General features: G+C 50.2%; 10 protein-coding genes. 4 read left to right on the top strand and 6 right to left on the bottom strand.

From position 1 onward, the window contains the following. Window positions 1-159 precede the first annotated feature (159 nt). Both ACYC56_RS01240 and ACYC56_RS01235 read left to right on the top strand, forming a co-directional pair. Window positions 160-2,061 (top strand): S8 family peptidase, encoded by a 1,902-nt coding sequence (locus ACYC56_RS01240; RefSeq protein ID WP_461372354.1) that lies wholly within the window; start codon window positions 160-162, stop codon window positions 2,059-2,061. Between the two features lie 99 nt (window positions 2,062-2,160). After that, window positions 2,161-3,021 carry a deoxyribonuclease IV gene (locus ACYC56_RS01235; protein ID WP_461372353.1) on the top strand — a complete coding sequence of 287 codons (861 nt, stop codon included), beginning with the start codon at window positions 2,161-2,163 and terminating at the stop codon, window positions 3,019-3,021. Here the strand turns inward: ACYC56_RS01235 and ACYC56_RS01230 are convergent. The 5 genes from ACYC56_RS01230 to ACYC56_RS01210 form a co-directional block, all read right to left on the bottom strand. Continuing rightward, window positions 3,018-3,836 (bottom strand): DUF116 domain-containing protein, encoded by an 819-nt coding sequence (locus ACYC56_RS01230; RefSeq protein WP_461372352.1) that lies wholly within the window; start codon window positions 3,834-3,836, stop codon window positions 3,018-3,020. The genes ACYC56_RS01235 and ACYC56_RS01230 overlap by 4 nt on opposite strands. A 158-nt stretch (window positions 3,837-3,994) precedes the next feature. After that, window positions 3,995-4,798, bottom strand: coding sequence for a sulfite exporter TauE/SafE family protein (locus tag ACYC56_RS01225; RefSeq protein WP_461372351.1), 804 nt, complete (start codon window positions 4,796-4,798; stop codon window positions 3,995-3,997). A gap of 16 nt (window positions 4,799-4,814) precedes the next feature. Continuing rightward, entirely contained in the window at window positions 4,815-5,081 is a 267-nt protein-coding gene (locus tag ACYC56_RS01220) for a DsrE family protein (RefSeq protein WP_461372350.1), read from the bottom strand. Beyond that, a complete protein-coding gene (locus ACYC56_RS01215; RefSeq protein WP_461372349.1) occupies window positions 5,050-5,340 on the bottom strand; it encodes an ArsR/SmtB family transcription factor in 291 nt (96 codons plus the stop codon). The genes ACYC56_RS01220 and ACYC56_RS01215 overlap by 32 nt, the downstream gene beginning before the upstream one ends. Window positions 5,341-5,428: 88 nt before the next feature. Beyond that, the gene (locus tag ACYC56_RS01210) at window positions 5,429-6,451 is read right to left on the bottom strand and encodes a sulfite exporter TauE/SafE family protein (protein ID WP_461372348.1); all 1,023 of its coding nucleotides are present in this window, start codon (window positions 6,449-6,451) and stop codon (window positions 5,429-5,431) included. Window positions 6,452-6,598: 147 nt separating this feature from the next. Between ACYC56_RS01210 and ACYC56_RS01205 the strand changes: the two genes are divergently transcribed. Beyond that, entirely contained in the window at window positions 6,599-7,549 is a 951-nt protein-coding gene (locus tag ACYC56_RS01205; protein WP_461372347.1) for a selenium metabolism-associated LysR family transcriptional regulator, read from the top strand. Here the strand turns inward: ACYC56_RS01205 and ACYC56_RS01200 are convergent. Next, a complete protein-coding gene (locus ACYC56_RS01200) occupies window positions 7,506-7,844 on the bottom strand; it encodes a P-II family nitrogen regulator (protein ID WP_461372346.1) in 339 nt (112 codons plus the stop codon). The genes ACYC56_RS01205 and ACYC56_RS01200 overlap by 44 nt on opposite strands. 71 nt (window positions 7,845-7,915) lie before the next feature. Here ACYC56_RS01200 and glnE point away from each other — a divergent pair, with 71 nt between their 5' ends. Further along, the gene (gene glnE, locus ACYC56_RS01195) at window positions 7,916-10,699 is read left to right on the top strand and encodes a bifunctional [glutamate--ammonia ligase]-adenylyl-L-tyrosine phosphorylase/[glutamate--ammonia-ligase] adenylyltransferase (RefSeq protein WP_461372357.1); all 2,784 of its coding nucleotides are present in this window, start codon (window positions 7,916-7,918) and stop codon (window positions 10,697-10,699) included. Window positions 10,700-10,701: the final 2 nt, after the last annotated feature.

The raw sequence follows: 10,701 nt of genomic DNA, 5'->3' as shown, positions 1-10,701 counted from the left end.
TTCCTCCTGTAATGGGTTTAGTATCAAGCAATATATCGGCTGGTCTGTGCAAAACTTGAGAACACATGGCTCGGTTAACCTGGTAAAATCTCTCAATTTAACTTGCTTTTTGCCGATATTATTTCAAGAATATTCACATTTCTACAGTGAGGAATCATTATGCATTCGAAACTTCGTTCCGTTTCTATAGCTCTCCTCATAGTTTTAATCATCCCAGCAACCGCACCTGTAACAGCAACGCCAAACAAACAAAAGGTCCCCCTGAAATTATTATCGATTGAGAAGTGGGCCTCAGCAGACATTGCGCCGGGCGAGATGATCGTCAAGCTGAAAGCATCATATAGCTCAAAGTTTTTAGAAAAGGCCAACAAAAAGATGCAAGCTCAATCAATCGCTGCTGCGAACAGCGATGGCGCGCAGCTCATCAAGCTGCCGCAGGCAATGAGTGTCGACCGGGCGCTCCAGGAATACCGGAAGCTCCCATGCATCGAGTACGCGGAACCGAACTACGTGCGGCATGTTCTTGATGTCCCGAATGACGAGTATTATAGTTACCAGTGGGCGATCCCCGAGGTGGGGGTGCCGGCATTTTGGAATAGCCTGCCATCCGCTTCAACCGAAATCACGGTTGCCGTCATCGACAGTGGTGTCGACTACGATCATCCCGATTTAACCGGCAAGATCATCAAGGGCTATGATTTCGTGAATCGTGATAACGACCCCATGGATGATCTCGGCCACGGCACCTTCGTTGCAGGCTTAATAGCCGCAAATGCAAATAACGATATCGGGATTGCGGGGATAGCCCCTATGGCTAAGATATTAGCGGTTAAAGCCATCAACGATGAAGGCTCCTGCAATGACTATGACGTCGCTCAGGCGTTAACCTATGCGGTGGACCATGGAGCCAAAGTTATTAATATGAGCTTCGGCGGCCCCGGTCAGTCCTGGACGCTCAAACGCGCGCTCACATATGCGCACCAACAAGGCTGCATTATGGTTTCGTCAGCCGGTAATGACTCGACAGACGAGCCGTATTATCCGGCATCCGAAGGAACGGTGTTCGCTGTGAGTGCTTTGGATGATAATGACGAGCTTGCGGTGTTTTCAAATTACGGGCCAAGCATCGATATTGCAGCCCCGGGCGTAGACATAGTCAGCACTTGTTATGACGGCAATGAGGGATCCTGCTATGCTATCGCCAGCGGCACTTCTGCGGCGGCCCCGATCGTTAGCGGCGTCGTAGCTATGTTGGCTTCAACACATCCGAACTATACTTTCAGCCAGCTACGCCGGCTGATTCTCCGTTCTACCAGGGACCTCGGAGAGGAAGGCAGAGACGATTACTTCGGGTATGGTTTGATTGACGCCGGTAAGGCGGTCGCCAAGAATTTCATTACAGTCGATGCGAGCTCAAAAGCCATCTCGACCTCAGGAGCATGGGAACATTCCGCCGCAAGTGCGGCTGCACGCTTGCTTGCTGAGAAGCCCCCGGCTTCGCTTACGTTAAGTTTTACCGGTAACTCGATCAGCTGGTTTACTACAACAGGAACAAACGGCGGTTCGGCCGGTATCTCTATCGATGGCGTACATGATACTACGGTCGATCTGCAAAGACCTCATTTGGCGCTGCAAGAATCCGTCTTTACTAAAGAGTGGGCGACAACGGGTAGGCACACGATCAAAATCGATGTTATAGATGGCGATGTTACCCTTGATGGGTTCGATATCGGCCACGGCATCGTTCAGGATGCCCCGCAACCGCCACAGTCCCCGTCGAATGTCAAAGCACGCAAAAAGGGACGCACGGCGACAGTTTCATGGGACCCTGTTAAGGGCCGCACTATTGCCGGATACAACATCTACCGTGCATTCGGCGCCCCTCGTAATTTAAGAAGATATAATGGCGGTATGGTGAAGGTAGCACATTTTTCGGACAACTACATTAAGGCTACCGGCACCTATTATTACGCGATAACCTCGGTTGATACTTCGGGTCGTGAAAGCTCTCGCTCAGCTATCGTTTCAGTCTATATGTCCGGGAAGTCATCTCGCAGATAGCAATTATATAAGCGTTGGAAAGCCCGCTTCGGCGGGCTTTTTTAATGGGCATGATACTATAATCAAAGATAGTAATAGCCCCGAAGGAAGGTTTACGATATGTTAGGCGCGACAGTCCCCACGATCGGCGGTCTTCATAAAGCCTTTGATTCTGCCACGGCTTGGAATTGCGAGTGCCTCCAAATCTACCTCACGATGTCGCGCAGGTGGGACAATCCACCGCTCACTTTTGAGCAGCAGCAGGCGTTTTTGCGTTCATGGCGGGCAAGTGACGTCCAGGAAGTCATCTCTCACGTGCCGTTCTTGGTGAATATCGCGTCGCCCGATACCGGTCTGTGGAGGAAATCGGTTGACCGTTTGCTGGTTGAGGTAAAGACGGCAGTTGAGCTATCGGTGAGGTTTTTGGTGCTGCATCCGGGGAGTCCGCGTGAGTCGAACAGGGAAGACGGCATTCGGCGGGCGATCGAGGCGATAAACATCTCGCTGGAGGATGCGCACGACACATCGCCCCTGATTCTTATTGAGACTATGGCCGGCCAGGGAACCATGCTTGGGTCGTCGTTTGAAGAGCTTGCACGTATGCTGGATGGCATAGAGAAACGGCGGTTTGCCGGGGTGTGTTTCGATATGGCGCACGTATTTGCGGCGGGTTACGATATATCCGGCTACGAAGGGTATGAGAGCGTTTTTGCGCAGTTCGATTCGATAGTCGGCGTGGATACGATCGGGACCATACATATCAACGACTCGCAAACTCAGCTCGGCTCGAAACACGACCATCATACCTATGTCGGCGAGGGCCAGATCGGTCTGCAGGCGTTTCACTCGGTGCTTCGCGACCCTCGCTTTGCGACCATCCCAAAGGTGCTCGAATTGCCCGGGCGCGGCGATAGCATTAAAGACAACTTGAAGTTCTTGCGCGAGTTGCGGAGTTCCTCCAAGCCCGTCAAAGACAGTTAATGCCCGTCTACTAAGCGCTCAAGCGCCTCGATATCGACCGAAGTTTCATGAAATTTCCCCATCCACCGCGCGCATCTATTTGCATTTAAGGGAACCCCGACGACCGGGATATTCAAGCGCGTACATAATCGTATCCCATCCACCAGCTCGGGTATGCAGGCAATCCCCAGCACCCCCACAGTGGTTCCTTGGGCTTGCAGGTCTTTAAACAGGCTTTTTAGGTTGGCGTCCATCCATATGTATGGCCTTATATCGTGCGCTCTTAGCAACGTGCTAACGCGGTTGATGAAGCATTTCTTTGAGCACCCCTTGCAGACATAGTCGATACCGTCCGATGCGGCCCGGCACTTCTTATCGAGGTCGTGCAAACAATGGGGCAAGAAAGCTACTTTGACATCACACCGGTTGAACCGCTCTTTGAAAATCCTGTTGACGAGCGCTATCTCGAGCATGTAGAGATGATACTGTTCCTCTGTGGTGAGTAATGTGCCGTCTCCCAGCATCCGAAGGGATGGGTTCTTTAAGTGTGTTTTGACCGCTTCCGTATACGTCAGCAGCGTATTTCTTGAAGCGGTTACGATAAACGAGCTAAGCGAGCGGTCTGCACTCATCTTTAATTGTTGCTTTAGGAAACGCTTTTTGCCGCTGATTTGTTGAACGTGGGCAAGCAGCTCATACATATCAGGGCATCGCTGCAAGCATGCATCCAGCAGCTTCTCGATCTGGTTATAGTAATGGATGGTGTTGGTGGTAGTTCCAAACAGCGAGTAAGTTTTTCCTTTTACCGGCTTTACTGCCGTTACCTGTTCCAGCATGATCAAAAACACCGCGATCTTTTAAACGTTAAAGTGGCAGCATGTTTTGGAGAGAATCTAATACTATTGTATCCATTTAACTATGGCATTCCAATTGTCAATGGCTGGGTAGGTGGGCAAGCAAGCAGTCCTTCATTGTCTTACGTTGTGCCGGCTCGTTACTTAAGGTAATGAAGCTTGTGCAGTACGTCCAGCCACATGCGGATTGCGGCGAATGCGATAACTATCCCTAAGCCTTTTTTGAGTGCGGCCGCCTGGACTTTTTTTGTGTATTTAGCCCCGATTCTCGCACCCGGTATCGCCCCAACAACTACGACCGCAGTAAGCAGGTACGGTACCTGACCGGTTGCGACCTTGCCGAATGCCCCGAAGATGGATGCCGCGAAAGCGATTCCCAGGGTGCTCCCGATCGCGATTTTGGTCGGTATGCCCAGGAAGTAAATCATGAGCGGGGTAAAGATGTATGCTCCCGGTGCGCCGACCATTCCGCCGATAAAACCTAAGGTAATCGAGATAAGAAACGCCCCGATTTTGTTGTATTTTATATCTTCCGGCGTAATACCGTCACCGACCTCTTTCTTTGGCAACCACATGATGATGGCGGCGAAAGCGGCCATGAACGCGAAGATGACGAGAAGGACTTCGCTCGAGGTGTTTTTGGAATATATCGAGCCTAAAAGGGATGCGAGGGCGGCGGTAACACCCATTATAAGAACCAGGTTTTTCGACACGAGATGATTCTTATTGTGCGTAAGCACGCCGATAAGGGCCGAAGCAAAGACGACGATAATCGTTATCCCTGATACTTGTTTCATGGTCAAAGTGCCAACCCCGATCAAAGGCGGCATGTAGAGGAGCAGCGGCACGAGAATGATGGCCCCGCCCAGACCTAAGAGACCTGAGAAAAACGCCCCGATAAGACCGATTAAAAATAGTGTTATAAGCAATCCTGTGGTTACCATGGTTCCTCCCGCCCACCTACGGGGCACGATTGAGGAGTTTCCCCCCGTAACTTTTCCGCGCAGCTACGCAGCAAAGAATCTCGCCACCCATTTCCTGAACATCCTTTTTCATCTGCGAGACCGGAAACTGTTCGGTATCTAAATCCTCGATATCGGCCTCAACGCCTTTGCCGGTAAGAAATATCCTTACCTCATCGCCCTTAGTGAGCGGCTGAAGTGCGAACCTAAAGGCATTCCATACTGTCTCAGGATCATTTGAATTGATAATAATGCCAAACTTCATTAACGCCTCCTTGTTCCCGGGTAGGTTCCTTTTTTGGTAACGGGACAGCACGCCGGAGCCTTCCATCAACATAGTAATCAATAAGTCCGTACCTTCGTAAAAGAGCTAAATGCTGTGATATATTGGGCTGGCTGGTCTCGATCGACTCTTCAAAATCACTGACGCACTTAACGCCTTCTTCAAGTTGTTCGAGTATTTCTACTCGTAGGGGATGTGCGACTACCTTTAACAGCTCTATCTTGTTCCTTGGAGCTTTCATAGTTCTCTCCTGTAGGTCATAAAATGTTTTGCAATATATAATAATATTATTATGTGATTATATAAATATCAATAGAATAGCGTGACAATCATCCGACTTTCTTGAGATAGTTGAGCAATTTGGATAGTTTGCCGAGCCTTACTGGGCGCACATCATCGACTTGCGGTGATTCAACAGCGGCCTGCTGAAAGCGCATTCTGCCGGTGAAATAGACGAGGCACGCAACGGCGAAAATACTGCCGATATCGAGAGCGGTTCTGCTAATCCCTGAGTGTAAGAATAAAGAGAAACCGATACGTAAAGCAGTTCCCCCAATGAGCACTGCAAGCACCGTTCTCAATGTGACGGTTTGCAGGTGTTTGCTGATGCGTCCACCCACCTGGGCTCCTACGACAGCGCCTAGAGTCAGAACCAGGGCTAAGAGAAAAGGTACTTGTTCGGTGCCCCACTTGCCGATAAATCCGGCCAGGGCCGAGAGAAACGATATAGCGACCGAGCTGCCCAGCGCTATGCGCGTAGGAATCCGAAGAACGTAAAGCATCAGCGGGATAATAAGAAACGCACCTCCCTGGCCTATAATGCCGCCGATCACTCCCACTATTGCGCCAAGCGCAACTGCAGTCGTTTTATTAAAGCGGATGTCCGGGAGCGTTTCCTCGCTGTCGTGTTTTCGAGCAGGCAAGAACAGTAGCGCACTTGCAAGCAGGGCCAGCACTGCAAAGAGGGCCAGCATTACGTCGGCTGATAAAAACTTAGACCAGATCGAGCCTATTAGCGCCCCTATAACGCTGGAGCTGCCCATTAAAAGAACGAGGTGCGTGTGGATAAACCGGTTTTTGCGATGAACGACCAGTGCCGAGAGGGAGCCGCCAAGACTTTGCATCATTGTGATACCGGCGACTACTTTCATATCCATGCCGCCAAGGCCAAGAAGAGAGGGGACATAGAGAAGCAGGGGCACCATTATGATGCCGCCGCCGATTCCGAGCAAGCCTGAGAAAAACCCCCCGACTATACCTAATGTGAATAATGTCAGTAACAGCATCGAAATCATGTGCGGTATCCTTTTGCGCCCGGTAAAGCCTGTTGGTATGCCGTCGGTATTATCCAAAAAACGCTTCTATAACGGTCCTTATAATCAAGAATACGCTCGCCGATATAATTAATAAAATAGATATATAACATGCTTGCAATTGATAAAATCAATAATTATTCTAAGAATAGACGTATCTGTTTTTTATCATTAGCCGGGGGTCGGATGATTAATTTTAACCACCTAAGAGCCTTTTGGGCCGTGGCCAAAAACTCAAGCTATTCTCAAGCCGCACAAGAACTTTATGTGAGCCAATCTACGGTTTCTATCCAGGTAAAAAAGCTGGAAGACGAGCTGGGAATCGACTTGTTCGAGCAATTAGGGAAAAAAGTTTTTTTGACCGGCGCGGGCACAGAGCTTTATTCGTATGCAAACAAGATATTTTCTCTAGCCGGTGAAGCAGAATCGACGCTTCGGGAGCTTGGCGGGCTTCAATCGGGTCGCCTGGTCATAGGGGCCAGCACTACGCCGGGCATCTATCTCTTACCGCTTATTATTAGCGCTTTTCAGAAAGAACATCCAAGCCTGGATATCGTTCTAGATATATCCAACACTCACTTAGTCCAAGAGCAAGTTCTGAATAATCAGTTGGATGTAGGAATAGTGGGCCAAGAATTAGCAAACGATCGACTTTATGTCGAGCTTTTACTCCAAGATGAGCTGGTGGTTATTGCAGCCCCTGATCACCGCCTGGCGGAGAAGCAATCTATTTCTATGGATGAATTATTGCAACAACGCCTTATCTTGAGGGAGCCGGGATCAAACACGAGAGAGGTAGTAGAGGAAAAAGCACGTTCGCTAGGGCTTACTGTAAAAGCTTCCATGCAATTAAGTAGTGTGGAGGCAATTAAGAAAACAGTTTCAGCAAATTTAGGGGTATCGGTAGTCTCAAGGTCTGCGATAAATCTGGAACTTACTTCAGGAACGTTAAAGGCGCTAAGTTTTGGCGATGAACCATTGCTGCGGCAAATAAATTTAACCTACCATAAAGATAAGAAACTCATGCCTGCAGCACGAGAGTTTATTGCATACTTGAAACGGGCCATAGTGCGGGCTAACAGGGCTAATGAGGCTATAGGGCATCCTCGCCGCGTTCACCGGTCCGTATCCGAATGACCTCATCGACCGGATAGACGAATATCTTGCCGTCACCGATTTCGCCGGTGTGGGCGGTTCGCTGGATGACATCGACCACTTCATCCGCCATATCGTCGGGCACTACGACCTCGATGCGTACCTTGGGGAGGAAGCGCACCTCGTAACTCGAGCCGCGATAGGTTTCGATGTGGCCTTTCTGCCTGCCAAAACCCATCGTTTCTTTGATGGTCATCCCGCGGATGCCGGTTTTTAATATCGCTTCTTTTACGTCATCGAGCTTAAAGTGCTTGATTACGGCCACAATCATTTTCATAAAGTTGATTTTAAGTCTAACATGGTAAAATGTCGATGTATTCAGACATATAAACGGAGATGGAAGTGGCTATGGAGACCGTCATAAAAGAAATGTCGTCTAAAACCCCCGATCCCGAGAGGTCGTCAAAGAACCTTGAACGACTCTTGCTTAACGCACCCGGTACTTTTACGACACATGGGGCTGATATTGAGATCGTGGCACGGTTGTTTTCATATAGCCAATTTCTTGCGGATTACTGCGTCAACCATCCCGCAATTCTTGAGAGCGCGTTGGATACCCTTCGTGAGCCGGTTACGAGGGAGACGGTTATCGCCGAAGCTGCGGGCGTACATCCGCAGGATAAGGCTGCGGGCATGAGACTTTTAAGGGATATTAAGAAGCGCTACATGTTAAGAATCACGCTTCGCGATATCGCCGGTGTGACCGCCCTCGATGAATGCATGGGCGAGCTGAGCGCGCTTGCGGAAGCCGTTATTGGGCTGGCCCTGGATATATCGCAGCAGCTTACGCAGGCCAGGTTCGGTATCCTTAAGGACAACCCATTCTGCGTTATCGCGCTTGGTAAGCTGGGCGCCGGCGAGCTTAACTACAGCTCGGACATAGATATCATGACGGTCTACGGAAGCGAGGATGGGGAATCTGATGGTATTGAAAAAACCCCCGGAACCCATATCAATAAAGTCAGCCCGCATGAGTATTATTGCAGGCTCACGGAGACATTATCCAGCCTGATCCAGACCACGACCGAGGACGGTATCGCCTACCGGGTCGACCTGAGGCTGAGGCCCGACGGCCGTAAAGGTGAGCTTTCGCTCTCGCTCGACTCCTATAGTTCGTATTACGAAGCGTGGGGCAAGACCTGGGAAAGGATGGCGCTCATCCGTGCGAGGCCGGTCGCCGGGGATATACCGCTTGGGCAAAAGTTCCTTGATGCTATCGACCCCTTCGTGTGGAAAAAATCCACCGATTATTATGATATCGAAGAGATTCGAGAGCTTAAGCGAAAGATAGATTCTATCTTCGATGCGAACGACATAAAGCGGGGTTACGGCGGTATCCGGGAGATCGAGTTTTTCATCCAAACATTCCAGCTGCTCTACGGGGGTGAAAAAAGCGCTTTGCGGACATCGCGACTCGCGCTTGTCCTCGATGAGCTTTTGAAAGAAGGGTTTCTCTCGCAGGATGATATCACGACGCTTTCCGAGAGTTACCGGTTTTTGCGCAGGGTCGAGCATGTGCTGCAGATGAAGGACGACCTACAGACCCACTCACTACCTGCGGACCCGGATGAACTCGTAATCTTTTCGCGTAAGATGCAGCCGTTCGGTGAAAAAGAATTCTCGTCCGAACTCAGGCTCAGGCGGCATATGGTGCGCGATATGTATAACTCGCTGCTTGGCGGGGAGGATACCGAACCCGAAATCATGGTCTTCCTTGAAGACGAGCTTACGGATGATGAGATCCGCGACTTTTTGACGTTTAAGGGTTTTGAAGACCCCGGCGCGGCGCTCAAAAACCTGAAGGCCGTCAACGAGCAAATATCCCTCGGCAAGACCATCCGCGAGAGGACGCTGCTCAGAAAAACCATCCCGTTGTTCCTTGAGGGGATTCTTAAAACTAAGAGCAGAGATAGGCTGCTTAGTATGTTCGTCACATTCATCGAGAAGATCGGCGGGCACGAATCCTATCTCGAACTGCTTTCGGGCAGGGAAGATACGGTTGAGCTTATCACGAGCACGTTTGCGAACAGTACCTATCTCACGCGTTCGATGCTGAGCCTGGAGAATCTCGAGGGGCTTTTTGAGTACCCGGATATCAGGATCGATTACTCGACCGTCAAAGAGCGGCTCTCGGATATATTCGGGCATAACCACGACCCGATCAATGCGATAAGGGAATTCAGGGTGAGCGAGGAAATGCGCGCCGGCCTGCTTTTTCTTAAAGGTTTTTACGGTGTGGATGAGCTTACCAATACACTCAGCATGCTGGCCGAGATAGTCGTGCGGGCTACGCTGCGGCATCTTAGCGCCAACAGCGCTAATGGCATCGATGAAAGATTTGCGGTTGTGAGCTTTGGACGGTTCGGCTCGCGCGAGCTTAACGTTGGCTCCGACCTCGACCTTGTCTTTATATCCGATAACCCGAACGCGCATCGCCTGGCGTCTGAGCTTATTAAATTCCTTTCCGATTATACCGAACGGGGCATCGCCTACCAGGTCGATATGCGCCTTCGCCCTGACGGCTCGAAGGGCATTCTGGTCAACGATATTGCGGGTTATCGCAATTATTATCTTAAAAACGCTCATCCCTGGGAGATCCAGGCTTTGCTTAAGGCGCGTCCTATCGCAGGCGATAAGGAATTTCTGCATGCGTTTCACCAGCTGAAGAAAGAGATTATCGCTAAGCGCGGTACGGAGATCTCGGGCGTCGAGATCAAGGCGATGAGGAAGCGGATTATAAAAGAAGTCTCAAAAGAACGCATGGGTTACGATATCAAACTTGGTCCCGGCGGTATCGAGGAACTGCAGTTTCTTATCCAATATTTGCAGATGAAAAACGCAGCTGCGCTTCCCAGCCTTATTACGCATAACACTACGATTGCCATCAGGCGCCTTACCGCCCACAGTATAATCGACCGCGAGACCGAGCAGCGGTTATTGAGCGCCTACAGGTTTTTGCGGGCCGTAGAGACCTTGCTCAGGCTTAATCAGGAGAGCGTTTTGAAGCCCGACTCCATACTCGCGGAAGTAATCGCGGGTTTCTTTGAATTCGATTCGGTCGGCACTCTCATGGGTGAAGTAGAGAGAACCCGCCGCAAAATCCTTGAAACGGCAGATACCCTGTATAAATAAAT

It is taken from the genome of Candidatus Aquicultor sp. (assembly GCF_054640775.1).
This window is presented reverse-complemented; position numbering and strand designations above follow the sequence as displayed.